Raw genomic sequence first — 19587 nt, 5'->3', positions numbered from 1 at the left:
AGCGCTTTCCATCTGCCGAGAAGGTAGCGCTGGCTTTCAGACGTGTCAAGGCGTGGCAATCGTTGCCTTTTGCGATCAGGCCGCGCGATCCAGGTCGGCGGCACCGATCCCGAAGCGGAGCGGCTCACCGGCGACGAGGCGCCCCAATTCGTCCGCGACGCACAGGCCGAGACGTGCGAGTTCGTTGCCGTGCGAGCCGGCGATGTGGGGTGTCAGGAACGCGTTCGGAAGCTGGAACAGGGGCGACCCGGAGGGCAGCGGTTCGGGCTCCGTGACGTCGAGCACCGCCGCGATCCGCCCGCAGACCAGCTCGGCGGTCAACGCGCCGGTGTCGATCAGTTGCCCGCGCGCCGTGTTGATCAGCGTCGCACCGTCCCGCAGCAAGGCGAGCTCCGATCGCCCCAGCAAGTGGTGGGTTTCCGCGGTCAACGGGGCGTGCACACTGACGATGTCGCTCGTACTCAGCAGCGTCCCGAGATCGACGGTCGGTACGCCGAGATTCCCGGCGTACGGGTCATACACCTGGACCCGGAATCCGAACGGGCGCAGCAGTTCCAGCACCTGCCGGCCGATCCGCGAGGCGCCGATCAGCCCGACGGTACGCCCGTTGTTCCCGATGTCCGGGTGGATGTAGCCGAGCTCGAAGGTCCGCTCGCGGCGATAGCGTTCCCGCAGGTCGAAGGCACCTTTGCCGGCCAGCAGGATCGCCCCGAGCGTGAATTCCGCGACCGGTACGCCGTTCGCTGCTGCCGCCGACGAGACGACGACGCCGCGCTCCCAGACCTCGCGGCTCAGGTGACCCTTCACGCTCCCCGCCGCATGCAGCACCGCGCGCAGCTTCGGGGCCGCGTCCAGGATCTGGCGGTCGACGACGGGGCATCCCCACCCGGTGATCAGAACTTCCACCTCGGCCAGGCGATCCATGACGCGCGGATCGTCGAACCGGTCGACGGGATCCGCCGGATCGACGAGGGCGAACTGCTCCAGTCGCCGGCGGACGTCCGCCGGGAACAGCTGCGGCCAGAACTCGGGGGACATGACGACGAGCGCCGGCAGTTTTTCGGATGCGGGAGACATGCGGTCAGGCTGGCATAGAAAACGTTAACTATCAGGAGATCAAAATTTTCGGAGCCTTCCGGACGCTGGCGGCCGCCGGGGTGCGATGCGAGGCTCCGACCGCTCCCTTCCGGGCCGTCACAACGCTGGAGAGTCCCGATGGCTGTTTTGAAACTGTCCGCACTGGCCACTGGTCTGGCTGCGCTCCTCGCAGTCGTCGGAGTCGTACCGGTCGCCGCTACGCCCGCCTCGACCACTGCGGACCCGTTGCCACAGCTCACCCCAGTCACGTCGAGCGCCGGCTTCGTCCATCCAGGGCTGGCCGTGAGCGCCTCATCCCTGGAGCTCGCTCGCAAGCAGGTCCGCACCGGTGTCGAGCCGTGGGCGTCGTACTACGCCGCAATGAGCGCCACGACGTACGCCTCCCGGACCTTCAGCTCCAAGAACCAGGGCACCGTCGTCGACCGGCCGGCGAGCAGCGCCTTCAACTCTCAGGGCATCCAGGCGAGGTTCATCGACGACGCGTTCCGGGCCTACACCCAGTCGATCCTGTACTTCGTCACCGGTGACCCGGTCCACCGCGAGAACAGCCTCAAGCTGATCCGGATCTGGGCCCACATGGATCCCGCCGGCTATGTCTACTACCCCGACGCACACATCCACAGCGGTGCGCCGCTGATGCGGATGCTCGCTGCCGCCGAGATCGTGCGCTACTCGACGGTCACGGCACCGGCCGAGGACGGCTACGACCTCGGCTGGAACGACAGCGACACCGCCGATCTCACCAGCAACCTGATCGTGCCGCTCACGCAGACGTTCCTGTACCGCAACCGCAACTTCATGAATCAGCACAGCTACTCGCTCATCGGCGCGATTGCGGGCTACATCTTCACCGACAACCTCCCGCGCTACCGCGAGGCGGTCGAGTGGTTCTCGGTGAACTCGACCAACCCTGACGACGACACCAACGGCGCGCTCAGCAAGGTGATGCCGGTGATCGCGAAGAACGATCCGCGGAACCCGTACGGCAAGACGTTCGTCCAGTTGCAGGAGATGGGTCGCGACCAGGCCCATGCCTGGGACGACGTCACGATGCTGACCCAGCTCGCCCGCGTCATCGACATCCAGGGAACCAAGCTGGACCCGGTCCGCGGCACCGTGTCGACGCGGCGGGACGCGGTCTCGGTCTACGCCTTCGGCGGCGACCGGCTGCTGCGCGGCTCCGAACAGTTCTTCGCGTTCATGACGGGCAAGACGATCCCGTGGATCGACACCACCCAGCGCGGCGGCGTACTGTCCCAGGCGTACCGCGGCCGGATCTTCGACCCGACCAACGAGCTCTACACCGTCTACAAGCAGAGGCTCGGGGCCGCCATCGCCACGATCGCACCGAGCATCACCGAACTGGCCACGACGCAGGACGCCGGCGCCCGGTTCTACTGGGGAGCGTCGCCGTACAACTTCTGGAACAGCAACCCGGACTTCAATCCGGATTCCTGGCTGTCCTTCCCCGCCTCCGTCGCCGGATCGGCACCTCCGGTCCAGCGTGACGCCCGGGTGCAGGCGGAGACGAGAACCACTCCCCTCACTCCCGGTACGTCGGTCGGCGGTGGGTTCGTCCGAATGCGAGCTCGGTCTGCCGGTACGACGATCGCCGTACGGACGTTGCTGTACGACAACCGGAACGGCTACAGCCCGGTCGGCGTGCTGATCCGCACGAACGGAACGGCGACTCTGCAGATCAGAAAGGAACAAGGACTCGCCCCGTACCACACGCTGACGCTTCCGAACACGCGTGGTGTCTGGCGATACGTCACCTACGACATGGACACGAGCAAGCTCCGCGGCAGCACCGGCGGCGAGTCGCTCGCCTACTACACGGTCGTCGGATCGCCCGGGGTCAGCGTCGACATCGACGCGATCAACCTCCAGGCGAAGACCCAGCTCACGCCTCCACGGTTCGCACAAGGTTCGGACGTGAGAGTGCTGGCGATCGCCGGCGAACCCTTGTCCGCCACACTGTCGGCGGTCGACTCGGACCAGCTCTCCTATACGTCGGGAACCAACCTTCCCGCGGGCGCATCGCTCGACCAGGCAACGGGCGTGCTGACCTGGCAGCCGACCGCTGGCCAGGTCGGCGACCACAACACCTTCGTCGTCGCATCCGATTCGGCCACAGACGCCGTACTCCGGGTGCGCTTGAGCGTCAGCGCGACCCGTCAGGACGCCGTGACCGCGGCGCTCGCGGGCTACGACGCCGGTACGACGTACGTTCGAGCCACCCGCTCCGCTGTCGACGCGGCGAAAGCGGCTGCGGAGGCGGACATCGCAACCGCCGATCCGGCGACCTTCGCCGCGGATCTCGCCGCGTTACAGGCCGCGGTGGCCCGGCTCGAGAAGCTGACACCGACGATGCCTGACGACGGCTCGTTCGACTACTGGGGTCACGCAACCTCGGCATCCTTGTCGCAGGTTGCCCTAGGCAACATGCTCGACGGGGACTTCAACACTTTCTCCGGCGATCTGAAGGCTCCGGCGGTCATCGACGTCGGCGCCGGCTTCCGGGTCACCGCCGACGCCTTCGGGCTGCAGGCGCGGTACAACTTCGGCAACCGCACCCAGGGCGCGAACGTGTACGGGTCGAACGACGGCGGGGCGTGGACCCTGCTCACCTCGCGCGAGACCACGGACACCTCCGATCAAGGCTTCGCGCTCGAGCGGATCCCGGTCCGCGACGACGTTCTCGGCGAGAGCTTCCGGTTCCTCAAGATCCAGGTCGACCATCCCGGCGTACCCACGGATCCGGCGTACCCGGGCCTGTCGAGCTTCAGCGAGTTCCGCATCTACGGACACCGGCTGGAGATGAGTACGGCGATCAACTCGGTGTCGATCGCCTCCAACGGCAGCACCAGTTGAACCAGCTCTTGACAGAGTTGCGCAACTTGCCGCAATCTTGGCGAAACCTTGCCGCATCCTCTGGAGCGAGCTGTGAATCCCACCCTGACCGACGTCGCGCAGCGCGCGGGTGTGTCGTTGTCGACTGCGTCCCGGGCGTTCAGCGACCCGGACCGGATCGGCCGCGACACCCTGCGCCGGATCATCGACGCCGCGGAGGAGATCGGGTACGTCGCCTCGGCCGGCCGCCGTTCCCGGTCGGGGCTGCCGACCCGCTCGGCCACGGTCGCGATGATCGTCCCGGACATCGGCAACCCGGTGTGGGCGAGCTTCGTGAAGGCTGCCCAGGCGCACGGCTGGAACCGCCGCCAGACCGTCGTCCTGACCGACACCGACGGCAGCCCCGACCGCGAGCGGGAGATCATCGGCGAACTGCACGATCGGGTCGACGGGTTCGTCGTCTGCTCGCCCCGGCTGCCCGCGCACGACATCGTCGAGCTGTGCGGTGACACCCCGCTCGTCCTGGTCAACCGGACGAGCGACGAGACGAGCAGCGTCGTACCGGACGCCGCCGACGGTCTGCGGCAAGCGCTGGAGTACCTGCGCGTCCTCGGTCACGAGCATGTCGCCTACGCCCAAGGTTCTCCGCTGTCCTGGTCGAACCAGACCAGGGTGGAAGCGATCCGGCAGCTCGCCGACCAGGCCGACATCGAGCTGGAAGTGCTCGGCTGGCAGGCGGAGACGGTGGCCGGCGGCCAGGCCGCGGCGGCCAGCGTCGTCGCCTCCGGGGCCACCGCGGTGATCGCCCACAACGACCTGATGGCACTGGGCATCATCGCCGGCGCGGCCGCGCTCGGTGTCGAGGTGCCGGCCGAGCTGAGCGTCATCGGCATCGACGACACCCCACTCGCGGAGGTCGGGCGCCCGACGCTGACCAGCATCCAGGTTCCGATGTCGCGAGCCGGCGTGATGAGCATCGACATGCTCCACCGACAACTGACCGCGGAGCCCGGCCAGGCGCCGGCCGAGCCGCGCGCCGTCACACTGCCGACCCAGCTGGTCGTCCGCCAGAGCACCGGTCCGGTGGCCGGCTGGACCCCCGCGCGCCGCGACCGGAGCGACGCATGAGAGTCGTCATCACCGACCCCAACCTGCTGCCCTTGCGCGACGAGCTCGAGGCCCTGGTGCCTCACGACGAGCTGGTCTGGCTTCCGGACGACCTCCTCGACGCGCTGAAGACCGCCGACGTTCTAGTAGGTCCGTCGTTCACCCAGGAAATGGCGGACGCCGCGCCGGGCCTGCGGCTCGTGCAGGTTGCCGGCGCCGGCACCGACCGCGTCCAGGCAACCGGCGTACCGGTCGCGAACACTTATCACCACGAGGACTCGATCGCCGAGTACATCGTCTGGGCCCTGATCGCCCTGCGCCGCGAGCTCCCCCAGGCCGACGCCGCCCTCCGGCAGAACCGCTGGCGCTCGCCCGTGTACGACGCGGCCCTCCCCCAACCCCAGACGCTGTCGAGCGCGAAGGTCGGCTTCCTCGGCTTCGGCCACATCGGCCGAGCCACCTGGCGAGTGCTGCAGTCGTTCGGTGCCCAAGCCCAAGCTGTGACCGCCAGCGGAAAAGCCGATGGCCTGAGCTGGGCCGGTGACACCTCCCAACTCCCACGCCTGCTCGAAGAGTCGAACGTCCTCGTCGTCTCCGCGCCGCTGACCGAGGCCACCCGCGGCATCATCGGCGCCGCCGAGCTGAGCAAACTCGGCGCAGACGGCGTACTCGTCAACGTTGCCCGCGGCCCGCTCGTCCAGGAACAGGCGTTGTACGACGCTCTGCGCAACCACTCGATCCGCGGCGCCGCCCTCGACGTCTGGTACTCGTACCCGACCGACGGCGACCAGGCGCAACCAGCCGAAGCCCCGTTCGGGGACCTGGACAACGTCCTGCTCACACCGCACCTGTCCGGGATCACCCGGCAGACGTTTCGCGGCCGCATCCACGACATCGCCGCCAACCTGACCGCCCTTGCCGAGGGCAACGAACTGCGCAACCTCGTCCGACTCTGAAGGCACCGATATGACCGATCGCATCATCGCCGCCGAGGTCATCCTCACCAGCCCCGGCCGCAACTACGTCACCCTCAAACTGCAGACCGCCGACGGCCTCGTCGGGTACGGCGACGCCACCGTCAACGGCCGTGAGCTCGCCGTCGCGAGCTACCTGCGCGACCACGTCGTACCGTTGCTCGCCGGAATCGACCCGGCGCGGATCGAGGACACCTGGCAGTACCTGTACCGCGGGGCGTACTGGCGTCGTGGGCCGATCACGATGGCCGCGGTCAGTGCGGTCGACCTCGCCCTCTGGGACATCAAGGGCAAGGCTGCCGGGATGCCGGTCTACCAGCTGCTCGGCGGCGCCGTCCGCGACCGCGTCCTCGCCTACACGCACGCATCGGCCTGGGATCTGCCCGCACTGCTCGACGAGGTCGATGCGCGCCGCGAGGACGGATTCCGGGCGGTCCGCGCACAGTCCGGCGTACCGGGTCTGGAGACCGTGTACGGCGTTCATCGCGAGGCCACCGGCTACGAGCCGGCGAAGCGCGGTGCGGCGCCCGTGGTCGAGTCATGGGACACGGATGCCTATCTGCGTCACGTTCCCACCGTTCTGGCCAAGGTGCGGGAGCACGTCGGCCCGGAGCTGGCGTTGCTGCACGACGCCCATCACCGGCTCACGCCGCAGCAGGCCGCACGGCTCGGCAAGGCGCTCGAACCCGCGGACCTGTTCTGGCTCGAGGACGTCACCCCGGCCGAGAACCAGGAGGCCCTGCGTCTCGTGCGGCAGCACACGACGACTCCGCTCGCGATCGGCGAGGTCTTCAACTCGATCTACGACTGCAAGGACCTGATCACCGGGCAGCTGATCGACTACATCCGGGTCGCGGTCGCACATGCCGGCGGGATCAGCCACCTGCGCTCGATCTTCGCGCTCGCCGCCGTGTACCAGGTGAAGGCAGCGCCGCACGGGCCGTCCGACGTCTCGCCGGTCTCGTTCGGCGCGAGCGTCCACCTCGGCCTGTCGACGCACAACTTCGGCATCCAGGAGTACATGGGGTACGACGCTTTGGCACACGAGGTGTTCCCGCACTCCTGGTCCTTCAGCGACGGCTACCTGCACCCGGGCGAAGCACCCGGCCTCGGCGTCGAGGTCGACGAGGCGCTGGCCGCGAAGTTCCCGTACGAACCCGCCTATCTGCCCGTTGCGCGCCGCCTCGACGGCTCAGTGACCGACTGGTGAACGCTATGAACCGCGCCTCGATTTCCAGGCACCTGCTGACCGCCCGGCCGACCGGCACCGGCATCGTGCATCTCGGCCTCGGCAACTTCCATCGAGCGCATCAAGCCGTCTACACCGCGCACGCGGGCGACGGCTGGGGCATCCTCGGCGTCGCGAGCCGCTCGGCTGCTGTCGCCGACGCCATGAACCGCCAGGACGGTCTGTACTCGGTGCTCGAACTGTCGCCCGGAGGTTCGTCGATCAGCGTGCCTGGTGTTCACACCGGCGCAATCGTTGCCGCCAGCAACCCCGCCGCGGTGGTCGACGCCATCGCGGCCGAGGGCACCCGGATCGTCTCGATGACGGTGACCGAGCACGGCTACTGCATGGACCCGAGCACGCACCGGCTCGCACTGGATCACCCCGGCATCGTGGCGGACCTCGCCGGTGCGACGCCAAGCACCGTCATCGGGCAGATCGCGCGCGCCCTGGAGCGACGCGCCGAGACGCACGGCGCTCCGATCACCGTCCTGAACTGCGACAACATGCAGTCGAACGGGACACAGACCCGTCGTCTGGTGCTCGAGTTCCTGCAAGCCACCAAACAGCGCAGCAAGGCCGAGAGCTGGGTCGCGGAGAACGTCACCTTCCCGAACTCGATGGTCGATCGCATCGTTCCGGCGACGACGGACGCCTACCGCGCGGCGGCGTACGAACTGCTGGGCGTGCACGACCTCAGCCCGGTGCCGGCCGAGCCGTTCACGATGTGGGTGATGGAGGATCGCTTCGCCGCCGGGCGACCGGCCTGGGAACGGGGCGGCGCGGTCTTCTCCGACGAGGTCGAGGCCTACGAACTGCTGAAACTCCGGCTGCTCAACGGCACGCACTCGCTGATCGCGTACCTGGGTGCGCTCGACGGGCACGCGACCATCCCCGAGGCGCGTGCCACCGGCTTCATCGAGTCCGCCGCCCGGGCCGTCCTCGAGGACGAGTACCTGCCGACGGTCGCGCTGCCGCGTGACTTCGACATCGACGCGTACATCGCCTCGTTGTTCGAGCGGTGGTCCAACGACGCGCTCGGTCACCGGACCCAGCAGGTCGGCAGCGACGGATCCGTCAAGCTACCGCAGCGCATCCCTTCGCCGGCCCTTGAACTCCTGCGTCAGGGCGTGATGCCCGAGCATCTCGCGTTGACATGCGCCGCGTGGCTGTGTTGCGTCGTACCTCTGTCCGGGTTCGACCCCGGTCCGCACGCGCGGGCCATGGTCGACCCCGCCCGCGAGCGGCTCGGGACGCTCGCGGCGCACTCCCGCAGTACCGAGGACCTGGTCAGGTCGGCGATCGCCCAGGTGTTCGCCACGGAACTTGCCGAGAGCAACGACTTTGCCCGGCGCGTCAGTGACTACGTCGCCGTCATCACCCGTGACGGCGTCCGCGCCGCGGCCCGTGAGGCCGCGCGCTCCCGAACGTCCCGGCCGCACGCCTCCCCCGCGGCCTGAGACCCCGAAGGACTCCGCCATGGAACCGAAACCTCAAGACACCCGCCGGGCCGCGCTCGCGGGCCTGATCGGCACCGCCCTCGAGCAGTACGACTTCGTCATCTACGGGACCGCGTCGGCGCTGGTCTTCAGCCATCTGTTCTTCCCCAACATCTCCGCGACAGCCGGCCTGCTCGCCAGCTTCAGCGCCTACGCGGTCGGCTTCTGCGCCCGTCCGCTCGGCGGGTTCTTCTTCTCGCGGTACGGCGATCGCCTCGGGCGCAAGTGGATCCTGGTGGCCACGTTGACCCTGATGGGCGTCGCGACGATGGCGATCGGCGTGCTGCCGACGTACGAGTCGGTGGGCGTCTGGGCCCCGATCCTGCTCGTGCTGAGCCGATTCCTGCAGGGCTTCGGCGCCGGTGCGGAGCAGTCGGGTGGCGCGACATTGCTCACCGAGACGGCTGTGCGCGGCAAGCGCGGAAGGTTGGCGGCCTTGATCATGACCGGGGCCGCGGCCGGTACGGCGCTCGGTGCCGGGGCGTGGGCGTTGGTGCAACTGCTCCCGGACGACCAGTTGATGTCGTGGGGCTGGCGGCTGGTGTTCCTGAGCAGTGCGTTCGTCACGATCGCGGCGTACATCCTGCGGCGCAAGCTCAAGGAGACGCCGGTGTTCGCGGAGATCAAGGCCGAGCGCACGGCGGCTGCCGCGCCGGTTCGCGAGGTGTTCCGGAACGGCAAGAAGGCCGTTGCCCTGGTCACCTTGATGACCGTCGGACTGAGCGTGCAGTCGTACACTTATCAGGTGTTCATGGCGTCCTATCTCAAGGGAACCGTGAAGATCGATGCGCAGACCGTGCCGGAGATCCTGCTGGTGGGAGCGATCTTCGGAGGACTCGGAGCGATCGTGCTCGGCTACCTGTCCGACCTGTTCGGGCGGCGGTCCGTGTTCCTCGGTATCGCCGGGCTGCTGCTGCTTCTGCCGTTCCCGACTTTCGTTGCCCTGAGCACCGGAAACCTCACGGTCATCTACCTGGCCATGATCGTCGGCTTCGTGTTCGCCTGCCAGGGTGGCGTTGCGGTGACGATGAGCTACTTCCCGGAGCTGTTCGGCAGCCGCTACCGGTACGCCGGTGTCACGCTCGGCCGCGAGTTCGCCGCCGTACTCGGTGGTGGCTTCGCGCCCCTCATCGCGGTCGCGCTGATGAACACGTTCGGCTCCTGGGTGCCGGTCGCGATCTACATGACCGTCGCGATGGCGATCACCTTCGGCGCCGCACTGTTCGCGCCCGAGACCCGGGACCGCGACCTGCTCGCCCCGGAGAACGCCACCGACCGCGCACAGGATGTGCAGCCCGCGGTCTCGCCCGCTACCGCCACGGCCTGAAGGAGAACCATGAAGGCGATCGTCATCCGGAGCAAGCTCGACCTCGTCGAGACCGAGCTGCCGACCCCGCAGCCGCAGGCCGGCCAGGTCCGCCTCCGGATGGCGTACGGCGGGATCTGCGGATCCGACCTGCACTACTACCACGAGGGCGCGAACGGCTCGTACGTCGTCCGCGAGCCGCTGGTGCCCGGGCACGAACTCTCGGGCATCGTCGACCTCGACCCGACCGGCGAACTGGCACCCGGAACGCCGGTCACCATTCATCCGGCCACCTTCGGGACCTCCGAGCCGGGGATCGAGGACCGCCCGCACCTCTGGCCGAACGGCGCCTACCTCGGCAGCGCCTCCACCTGGCCGCACACCCAGGGCGGCATGAGCGAATTCGTTGTTGTGGGCAAGCACATGGTGCGGACCCTACCTGCGTCGCTGCCCCTTCGCCGTGCCGCCCTGGCCGAACCACTGGCCGTCGCTCTCCATGCCATCGCCATCGCAGACGGCGTCAAGGACAAGCGGGTGCTTGTCTCCGGCTCGGGCGCGATCGGCCTGCTCACGGCGTCGGCCGCGCTGTCCGCAGGCGCGGCCGAGGTGGTGACGACCGACGTGCTCCCGGGCCCCTTGCAGCGGGCCCGAGACCTCGGAGTACACGGCACGCTCCAGGTCGGCACGGACGAGATCCCAGCGGGGTACTTCGACGTCGTCCTCGAGTGCACCGCCGTACCGGCCGCGATCAGCACCGCCCTCACCGCGACCCGCCGGGCGGGAACCGTCGTACTTGTTGGCATCCCCGCCGACGAGCCGCGCGGCGTGAACCTCGCTCCCCTGGTCTCCCGCGAACTGCAGCTCCGCGGCACCTTGCGCTTCAACGACGAGATCGACGAGGCAATCCAACTGCTCGCCACAAACCCAGCCCTCGACCGAGTCATCACCCACGAGTACCCGGCAGACCAAGCAGTCGACGCCTTCACCACCGCCGCCAACTCCAACCTGTCAGGCAAAGTCCTCCTCAGCCTCTGGCCCTGACCGTGCCGTTCGTCCCATCTGCACGTGCCGCAGCTTGCGCTTCTGCACCGCTTGACCGAGCGGCTCGGTTTGCGACGAGGGCGGTTGCGGTGCCGGTGGCTGCGAAGAGGGCTCCGAGTGCGATCCAGCCGAGGGTGCCATGGTCGATGGCGGTTGTGGTGACGACTGCGGGGCCGAGCATCAGGGCCAGTGCGAGGCCGGTCTGGCTGAGGCCCTGATAGGCGCCGGCGCGAGCGGGGTCGGCGAGTTCGAACGCCATACCCCAACTCCCCGCTTCGCCGCGTGTCTCGCCCGCAGAGGAGGCGAGCGCACCGAGCAGCAGGACTCCGGTCGCTGCAGCGGCGCCGAGGTGACCTGCGAGAGCGAAGAGCAAGCAGGCCGCGAGAAGCAGCAGGCCGGCTCGGCGTACCGATCGTCCGGCCGTGCGCAGGTCCTGCGTGCCACGGGACGCGCGGACCTGGAACAGCGCGACGTACGCCGTGTTGACCACGAGGAGCGCCGATACGACGACGGTCGGCGCCTCGGTGTGATCCGCCACCCACAGCGGGATACCGACCGACGTCAGCGCGAAGTGGATCGCCAGCAGAGCGTTGAGAACCGTCGATGTGACGTACGTGCGATCTTTCAGAGGCGAAGGTCCCCGTGGCGCCTCGGTGCTTGCGGAGGCATCCATTCGCTCCGCCAGCCCGGACACTCTTCGGCGCAGACCCGCCAGTGGGATCGTGCCGAGAATCGTGATGGCGCCGACGAGCACCACAGTCAGGCGGTACGCCGTTGCCGTGTCCACCACGAGAGCCAAACCCGCAAGCAGAGTGCCGATCCCGATCCCGACGTTCATCACCACGCGCAACCGGGCCCGGACGGCAACCCGCTCCGGGCCGACGTACCACCGGGCGAGCAGTGTCATCTGGGCGGTGCTCTGCAGGCCGCGGGAGGCGGAGACACAGGCCGCGACCAGGACGAAGGTGGCGACGTCGCGGGCCAGGGCGTATCCCAGCAGCGCGACGCCGTTCGCGGCGAGGGCCCACTGCTGAAGCCGATCGGCGCCGCAGCGGTCACTCAGCCAACCACCGGCGTACGACGCAAGCACTCCGACCGCTCCGGCGATGGTGAGGCCGATGCCGACAGCGGCCGGGGACAGGCCTACGCCGCGGGTGAAGTACAGCGCGCTGACCGCGAAGAACATCCCACGGGACAGGGACAGTGCGGCGACAGCGGAGGCGAGCGCGCGCTCGACAGGATCGCGGAGGAGTTCGGGCACCCGTCAGTTGTCGCATCCGGGTGTTCGGCGCCACCATCGATGTAGCGTATTGCTTCATGATCGAGTACGAGCTGGTCGGCAACGATCTCGGTGAGGTGCGCTTCGCGATCTCGCCGCTGAACGAACTGGTCCTGTCGCTGCGAACGCTGCGCGATCCGGGCCGGTTCCCGCTGCAGCTGCCCTGGCTGCGCGCCACCGAGGCGGCGCGCGCCGGGCTCCCGCTGGACCTGCTCCGCGCCTTGACGAACGAATTGCTGTGGACGCCGGACTTCCTCACCCCGCGGCCGTACACCCCGCTCGGCAGGATCGACGACGAGCTCGCGGCCTTGACGGACACACCGAACAGCGTGGTACGCGCGGACCTCGCGGAGATCCACCCCACCTCCTTGCCGCCGGCACTTCGGGGCCGACCGGATCGGGTCCTCACCCGTCTCCTGGCGGCACTGCGGGAGTACTGGGAGGCCTGTTTCGAGCCGTACTGGCAACGCATGCGGACCGTGCTCGAGGCCGACGTCGTGTACCGCGGCCGGGTCACAGCACGATCCGGGCTCGCGGTGATGTTCGCCGACCTCGACCAGCATGTTCGCCTCGAGAACAGCGTGGTGTGCGTACGCCTGCGCAGCGATCTCTCGTACCGCACCTCGACCGCAGGCCGCGGATTGACGCTCGCCCCGTCGCTCTTCAGCCGGCGAGCGACAGCGCCGATCTCCCCAGACGAACCACCGCACATCATGTACCCGGCGCGCGGCCTCGGAACGCTCTGGGAAACCGAGACGACCACGCCGGCCCTTGCACTGGTGGGTCTCATCGGCCGTGTCCGCGCCCGGCTGATGGGACTCCTCGAGACACCGACCTCGTCGACCGAGCTCGCCGTGCGCCTCGATGTCACACCGACCGCCGTCAACCAGCACCTGCGCGCACTACGCGCAGCCGGCCTCCTCATCTCGGCCCGCCACGGACGCTCCGTCCTCTACCGCCGCTCAGACCTCGGCGACCGCCTGATCCGCGGCGCCTAGCTCAACGACTCGCGTCCTGGCCTGTGGTGCTCTCGCGGATCTGGAGGGTGTAGTCGGCCGGTAGTTCGGCAGGGGCGGAGCTGTCGCCGTCGAGACGGTTCAGCAGGAGTTGTACGGCGTTCTTGGCGATCTGGGTCTTGTCGGGGCTGATCGTGGTGAGGCTCGGGGTGCTGTAGCGGCCGTCCTCGATGTCGTCGAAGCCGACCAGGGCGATGTCGTCGGGGACGCGGAGGCCGCGACTGAGGATGGTGCGCAGTGCACCGAGGGCGAGCAGGTCGTTGTAGCAGAACACCGCATCGGGCAGTTCGGGGAGCGCGAGCAGGTCGGCCATCGCGGCCGCGCCGTCGGCCCGGTGGAAGAACTCCGTCGGACGAACGAGCTCGGGGATCACCTGTCGACCAGCCGCGCGGAGGGCGGCCCGGTAGCCCTGCGTCCGGAGCTGACCGGTCTGGCGGGTCTCGTCGAACTGGTCGCCGATCGCAGCGATCCGTTGCCGGCCGAGCTCGATGAGATGCCGCGTCGCGAGCTCGGCGGCGCCGACGTTGTCGATCATGATGTGGTCGAGCCCGCCCTGGACGACGCGCTCACCGAGCAGCACCACCGGCGTCGACGACGCCCGGTTGCGCAGGTCGGCGCCGCCGAGCGCCAGCGGGTTGAAGATCAGTCCGTCGAACATCGCGGCCCGGCTACCGCGCATCACCAGTTCGCGCTCGCGGACCGGATCGCCGTCGGTCTGGTCGACCACGACCGTGTAGCCGGCCACCGCCGCCTGCTCGATCACCGCCCGGGTCAGCTCGGCGAAGTACGGTACGTCGAGCTCGGGCAGCACCAGCGCGATCAGTCCGGAGCGGCCGTTGCGCAGCGTCCGGGCGACCGCGTTCGGCTGGTATCCGAGCTCGTCGAGCGCACGTTGCACCCGGGCCCGGGTCTCCGTGGCGACCTGCGGGAAGTCGTTGACGACGTTCGACACCGTCCGGACCGAGACACCGGCCCGCTCGGCGACTTCGCGCAGTGTGGCGGCCACTGTGCACCTCGTTTCGTGAGCAACTGAAGTCTTGACACTTGCAACGTTGCAACCTTAGCGTCTCCAGCATTACTTGCAACGTTGCAAGCCCAGCAAAGTCATGAAGGACCGCGACATGACCACTCCCTCTGCAACCTCACTTTCCCGCCGCACCTTGTTCCGCGGCGCCGGCGCCGCACTGGTGGCCGGCGGCCTCGGCGCCTGCGCTCCCGGCAGCACCACCGGCAGCAGCCCGCTGCCGAGCGCGAGCGCGACGAAGCCGCCGTCCGGCGAGATCACCATCTGGGACCGCACCGGCGACCTGTACAAGGTGTTCGACAAGGCGATCGCGTCGTTCACCGCGAAGTACCCGCAGGTGAAGGTCAACCATGTGGCCGTCGACATCAACGCCAAACTGCCGGCCACGCTGATCAGCGGCGCGGGCGTGCCCGACGGTGCGTTCTACGACGACGCACTGCTCACCGGTGTCGCGCCGCACCTGCACGATCTCAGCCAGCTGATCGAGCAGTACAAACCGGACATCGCGCCGTACAAGCTCGGTGTGGTGACCGTCGACGGCAAGGTCGTCGCGGTGCCGTGGGACCTCGATCCCGGGCTCCTGTTCTACCGCGAGGACATCGTCACGCGGGCGGGTGTCGACCCGGCGAGCCTGACGACGTACGACGCTCTGCTGGACGCCGCGCGGACGGTTCGGGAGAAGTCTCCGAACGCGAAGCCGATCCATCTCGAGAACGACCAGTTCCTCGCTCAGCTGTGGATCGACATGTTCGCCAACCAGCAGGGCGCCGGGATGGTAGGTGCTGACGGCAAGCTCACGATCGACTCCGATCCGTACCGCAACGTGCTGACCTGGTTGGACAAGGTCCGGTCCGAAGGGCTGGGGACGCTGGCGAAGTACACCCAGCCGACCGACCTGCAGACGCAGGACAACGGCACCCAGGTGTTCGTGCCCTGGGCGCAGTGGTTCGTGTTCGCGCCACAACAGTTGCTGAAGGCAAGCAAGGGCAAGTGGCGGGCCACCGCACTGCCCGCCTGGCAGGCCGGCGGTGCGCGGGCGGGCGTGATGGGCGGTTCGTCGTTCGTCATCCCGGCCAAGGCCAAGAACCCCGAGCTGGCCTGGCGACTGTACGAGCACCTCGTGTTCAGCAAGGAGGGCTACACCACGGTGTACGGACAGAACGAGGTGTACCCGGGCGGGCTCAACACGTCGATCCCGTCGTACCTCCCGGCGCTCGACCCGAGCACCCCGCTGTTCAAGCCGATCGAGGCGCTCGGCGGCCAGGACCTGTGGAAGGTCGCGGTCGATGCCGGCAAGCAGGTACCGAGCGGCTACACGATTCCCACCTGGTGGGGGAAGGCTGTCGACTACTTCGGCGTCAACGTGCAGAAGCTGCTGGCCGGGCAGATGACGCCCGATCAGGTCCTCACGACGTCGGCGACCCAGATCCAGAAGAACCTGATGGGGCCCAGCTGAATGGCGACCCTCACCGAGGCGACGGCGACCCGGCGATCGGCGCACCGAGTACGGCGGCGCCGGGTCAAGGCCGCGCCGTACCTGTTCGTCGCGCCGTTCGTCCTGGTCTTCGCCGCGTTCAGCGCCTATCCGATCTTCTTCGCCCTGCAGTTGAGTTTCACCGACTGGCACGGCGCGGGTGCGTTGAAGATCACCGGGCTCGCGAACTACCGGTACCTGCTGACCAGCCCGGACTTCTGGCAGTCGATGGCGACGTCCGGGGCGCTTTGGCTGCTCGTCGTGCCGGCGCAGGTACTGCTGGCACTGACCATCGCGGTCGCGTTGCGCAAGGCACGGTTCCGCGGCCTGTTCAGTGCCGCGCTGATCGCGCCGTTCGTGACGCCACTGGTGGCGATGGCGCAGGTGTGGATCATTCTCTTCGACCAGGACTTCGGCGCCGTCAACCACGGCTTGTCCTCAATCGGATTGCCGACAATCGGCTGGCTGACAACCTCCGCCTGGGCGAAGGTGACGGTCGCGCTCCTCGTCCTGTGGCGCACGACCGGGTACGCCGTCATCCTGTTGATGGCAGGATTGTCGACAATCCCAGCGGACGTGTACGAGGCGGCCCGGATCGACGGGGCCGGCGCCTGGCAGCAGTTCTGGTCGATCACCGTCCCCTTGGTGACCCGGACGCTCAGCTTCGTCGTCGTGATCGGCACCCTCACGGTCTTCCAGTTGTTCGCCGAGCCGTACGTCGTGACCGGCGGCGGACCGTTCAACGCGACCAGGACCGCCGGGCTCTATCTGTACAAGCACATCACCAACTCCGACCTCGGCCTCGGGGCGGCGAACTCGATGCTGCTCGTCGTCATGGTGCTGGCGTTGTCGCTCGCGTCGATCCGGCTGCTGCGGTCCAGGGAGGATTCATGAAGTCTGTCGGACGGTACGGCCTGCTGACGGCTGCCGGTGTCATCAGTCTCGCCCCGCTGCTGTGGATGATGGCCTCGTCGCTCAAGACCGGCGGCGACATCATCGCCCGCCCGTTCAGCTTCGACCCCGGGCAGCTGACGCTGACGAACTTCCGGTCGATGCTGGACACGATCCCGATCGGCACCGGTTTCCGGAACACCGCGATCGTGGTCGTGGTCAAAGGTGCGCTGACGATGGTCTTCTGCCCGATGGCCGGGTTCGCGTTCGCGAAGTACGCTTTTCCAGGCAAGCGGGTGCTGTTCGCGACCGTGCTGACCACGTTGATGCTGCCGACGCTGGTGCTGCTGATCCCGTTGCTGCTGGAGATGAGCCAGCTCGGCTGGGTGAGCACGTTCCAGGCGCTGATCCTGCCCGGCGCGATCGACGCGTTCGGCGTGTTCTGGATGCGGCAGGTGATCCTGGCGATCCCCGACGAGCTGCTCGACGCGGCCCGGGTCGACGGCGCGGGCGAGCTGCGGATCTTCGCGAGCATCGTGCTCCCGGTGATCCGGCCCGGGCTGGCGGCACTCGGCGTACTGACCTTCATCAACATCTACAACGACTTCGTCTGGCCGGTGGTCGCGGTGAACGACGAGCAGCACCAGACCCTCCAGGTGATGCTCTCGGCACTCGCACAGAACATCCGCTCGGGCCAGCTCGGCGCGGACTGGACCAGCGTCTGGGGTCAGTTGCTCGCGGCAAGCACCGTGGCCGCGATCCCCGTCCTTGTCGTTTTCGTCTTCCTGCAACGTCACCTGATCAAAGGCGTCATGGCCGCCAGCCTCAAAGGCTGAGACCTGGAGAAGCAACTGTGAACACACCACGTCCTGAATACCCGCGTCCACACTTCAACCGATCCGACCGCTGGCTCAACCTCAACGGCGAATGGGACTTCGCGCGCGAGGCTGACCGCTTCACAGAGACCATCGTGGTGCCGTTCCCGTGGGAACATCCCGACTCCGGCGTCGTCGCCCATTGGCTGCCGACCGCCTGGTACCGGCGGCACATCGAGCGCCCGGCCGACTGGGCCGCGGAGCGGACCATCCTGCACTTCGGCGCCGTCCACCACCACGCGACCGTGTGGGTCAACGGTGAGCTCGCCGTCGAACACCTCGGCGGTTACCTTCCGTTCGAGGCCGACATCACCGATCTGCTCGACTCGTCGGGTCGCGCGGAGCTCGTCGTCCAGGTGGAGGCGCCGACCGACAAGCGGTTCATCCCGCACGGGAAACAGCGCAGTATGCCCGCCGACGACTACGACGGCTGCGCGTTCACCCCATCCAGCGGGATCTGGCAGACCGTGTGGCTCGAGCCGCGACCGGCGGCGTACATCTCCCAGCTCGATCTCCGCCCGACGGAGGCGCTCGACGGCATCGAGGTCACGCTCTCCGGTCCGTCGCCGGTCCGGATCGAGATTCCTGGAGTCGTGGTCCGCGAGTACGACGAATGGCCCGGGACGGCAACGCTGCCGATCCCCCAGCCCCGCTTGTGGAGCCCGGACGATCCACATCTGTACGACGTGATCGTGACCGCCGGCGCGGACACGGTGCGCGGATACACCGGGTTGCGGAAGGTGGAGTGGCACGGCGGCAATCTCATGGTGAACGGCGTACCGACGTACGTGCGAGGCGTGCTCGACCAGGGGTTCTGGCCGACGGGCGGGCACGCGGCGCCGAGTGACGAGGCACTCCGGCAGGACCTCGAGCTGGCGCGTGCGGCCGGGTTCAACCTGGTTCGCAAGCACATCAAGCTGGAGGATCCGCGGTGGCTGTACTGGGCCGACCGGCTCGGGATGCTGGTGTGGGCCGAGCCGCCGTCGACCGGGCGCTTCACACCCGAGGCAGTCGCGGCCTTCGAGGAGGTGACGGCAAGGATGGTCGCGCGGGACGGCAACCATCCGAGCATCGTGATCTGGGGCGGGTACAACGAGGAGTGGGGGCTGGACTGGGACGTGCCCGGCGACCCGGCGAAGCAGGACGCCGTACGGCGTGTGTACCGGATCATCCGGGACGCGGACCCGACCCGCCCGATCGTCGACAACTCGGGCTGGGCGCATGTCGAGACCGATCTGGTCGACTGGCACTACTACGACGAGAACGTCGCGTCGTGGGCGGCAACCGTGGATCGGCTGGTCAACACGGCCGACGGAGCCTTTCCGGTCCGACTCGGGCCTGATCTGCTGGTGCACAAGGCGATCGCGGCACCCGGCTTCGACGGAGGCGACAAGATCCAGCTCAATGGTGAGTACGGCGGTGGTTCGACCAGTGTGGAGCGTGGGTGGCACCTCCGCTGGCAGACCCAGGAGCTTCGCCGCCACCCGCGCAACGCGGGCTACATCTACACCGAGTTGTACGACATCGAGCACGAGACGGTCGGTGTCTACACCTACGACCGCCGTTCCAAGGACCTCGGCGGCGTCGTCCCGTCCGACGTCCACGCGCAAACCGTGCTGATCGTCGACCTGACACCTGAGGCACCAGGCAGTGACCTTGTGCTCTCAGGGGACACTGCAACCGTCCCGATCCGCATCTCCCACCACGGGCCTGAACCGTTGCAGGGCACTTTGCACTGGGCAACTGATACGGCATCGGTCGACGCCAAGCCCTTCACAGTCACCGATCCCATCGACATCACGGTGTCCGAGCCCGGACGCGTTCGCCTGTGGCTCACGGACACTGCCGGCACCGTCGTAGCCCGCGCCTTCATCGACGTCGCCACCGACTGACCTTTCCTCGGCCCACCGCCCTTTGTCAGA

At 68.2% G+C, this 19587-nt stretch carries 15 protein-coding genes; 12 read left to right on the top strand and 3 right to left on the bottom strand.

The window, feature by feature from the left end; translation table 11 throughout:
- Positions 1-75 precede the first annotated feature (75 nt).
- Positions 76-1077: a hydroxyacid dehydrogenase gene (locus EV647_RS41745; RefSeq protein ID WP_202876505.1), complete on the bottom strand. Its 1002-nt coding sequence runs from the start codon at positions 1075-1077 to the stop codon at positions 76-78.
- Between the two features lie 138 nt (positions 1078-1215).
- Here EV647_RS41745 and EV647_RS41740 point away from each other — a divergent pair, with 138 nt between their 5' ends.
- From EV647_RS41740 to EV647_RS41710, 7 genes are all read left to right on the top strand, one after another.
- On the top strand, positions 1216-3972 hold the full coding sequence (locus tag EV647_RS41740; protein WP_134013234.1) for an Ig domain-containing protein: 2757 nt from the start codon (positions 1216-1218) through the stop codon (positions 3970-3972).
- A gap of 72 nt (positions 3973-4044) precedes the next feature.
- Positions 4045-5079, top strand: coding sequence for a LacI family DNA-binding transcriptional regulator (locus tag EV647_RS41735; RefSeq protein ID WP_134013232.1), 1035 nt, complete (start codon positions 4045-4047; stop codon positions 5077-5079).
- Positions 5076-6014, top strand: coding sequence for a 2-hydroxyacid dehydrogenase (locus EV647_RS41730; RefSeq protein WP_134013230.1), 939 nt, complete (start codon positions 5076-5078; stop codon positions 6012-6014). Before EV647_RS41735 ends, EV647_RS41730 begins: the two co-directional genes overlap by 4 nt.
- Positions 6015-6024: 10 nt before the next feature.
- Complete coding sequence (gene manD, locus EV647_RS41725; RefSeq protein WP_134013228.1) at positions 6025-7242, top strand: D-mannonate dehydratase ManD; 1218 nt, start codon at positions 6025-6027, stop codon at positions 7240-7242.
- A 5-nt stretch (positions 7243-7247) separates the two neighbouring features.
- Positions 7248-8720: a mannitol dehydrogenase family protein gene (locus EV647_RS41720; protein WP_134013226.1), complete on the top strand. Its 1473-nt coding sequence runs from the start codon at positions 7248-7250 to the stop codon at positions 8718-8720.
- Positions 8721-8739: 19 nt separating this feature from the next.
- Positions 8740-10086: an MFS transporter gene (locus EV647_RS41715; RefSeq protein WP_134013224.1), complete on the top strand. Its 1347-nt coding sequence runs from the start codon at positions 8740-8742 to the stop codon at positions 10084-10086.
- Between the two features lie 9 nt (positions 10087-10095).
- Positions 10096-11106, top strand: a complete 1011-nt coding sequence (locus EV647_RS41710) for an L-idonate 5-dehydrogenase (RefSeq protein ID WP_134013222.1) — start codon at positions 10096-10098, stop codon at positions 11104-11106.
- On the opposite strand, the gene EV647_RS41705 is transcribed toward EV647_RS41710, so the two are convergent.
- Complete coding sequence (locus tag EV647_RS41705; RefSeq protein WP_134013221.1) at positions 11090-12367, bottom strand: MFS transporter; 1278 nt, start codon at positions 12365-12367, stop codon at positions 11090-11092. The genes EV647_RS41710 and EV647_RS41705 overlap by 17 nt on opposite strands.
- A gap of 56 nt (positions 12368-12423) precedes the next feature.
- Between EV647_RS41705 and EV647_RS41700 the strand changes: the two genes are divergently transcribed.
- Positions 12424-13383 carry a DUF5937 family protein gene (locus tag EV647_RS41700; RefSeq protein ID WP_134013219.1) on the top strand — a complete coding sequence of 320 codons (960 nt, stop codon included), beginning with the start codon at positions 12424-12426 and terminating at the stop codon, positions 13381-13383.
- A 1-nt stretch (position 13384) separates the two neighbouring features.
- Here the strand turns inward: EV647_RS41700 and EV647_RS41695 are convergent, their stop codons facing one another.
- Positions 13385-14407, bottom strand: a complete 1023-nt coding sequence (locus EV647_RS41695; RefSeq protein ID WP_134013217.1) for a LacI family DNA-binding transcriptional regulator — start codon at positions 14405-14407, stop codon at positions 13385-13387.
- Between the two features lie 115 nt (positions 14408-14522).
- Between EV647_RS41695 and EV647_RS41690 the strand changes: the two genes are divergently transcribed.
- From EV647_RS41690 to EV647_RS41675, 4 genes are read left to right on the top strand one after another with little or no spacing between them, the layout of a single operon-like run.
- On the top strand, positions 14523-15881 hold the full coding sequence (locus EV647_RS41690) for an ABC transporter substrate-binding protein (protein ID WP_166680567.1): 1359 nt from the start codon (positions 14523-14525) through the stop codon (positions 15879-15881).
- On the top strand, positions 15882-16793 hold the full coding sequence (locus EV647_RS41685) for a carbohydrate ABC transporter permease (RefSeq protein ID WP_134013215.1): 912 nt from the start codon (positions 15882-15884) through the stop codon (positions 16791-16793). It abuts the gene before it with no gap.
- Complete coding sequence (locus EV647_RS41680) at positions 16790-17626, top strand: carbohydrate ABC transporter permease (protein WP_134013214.1); 837 nt, start codon at positions 16790-16792, stop codon at positions 17624-17626. Before EV647_RS41685 ends, EV647_RS41680 begins: the two co-directional genes overlap by 4 nt.
- A 17-nt stretch (positions 17627-17643) precedes the next feature.
- Positions 17644-19557: a glycoside hydrolase family 2 protein gene (locus EV647_RS41675; protein WP_134013212.1), complete on the top strand. Its 1914-nt coding sequence runs from the start codon at positions 17644-17646 to the stop codon at positions 19555-19557.
- Positions 19558-19587: the final 30 nt, after the last annotated feature.

Source organism: Kribbella sp. VKM Ac-2566, from assembly GCF_004366005.1.
GTDB lineage: Bacteria > Actinomycetota > Actinomycetes > Propionibacteriales > Kribbellaceae > Kribbella > Kribbella pratensis.
Note: the sequence above shows the minus strand (reverse complement) of the source record. Positions and strands in the feature narration are given on the sequence as shown.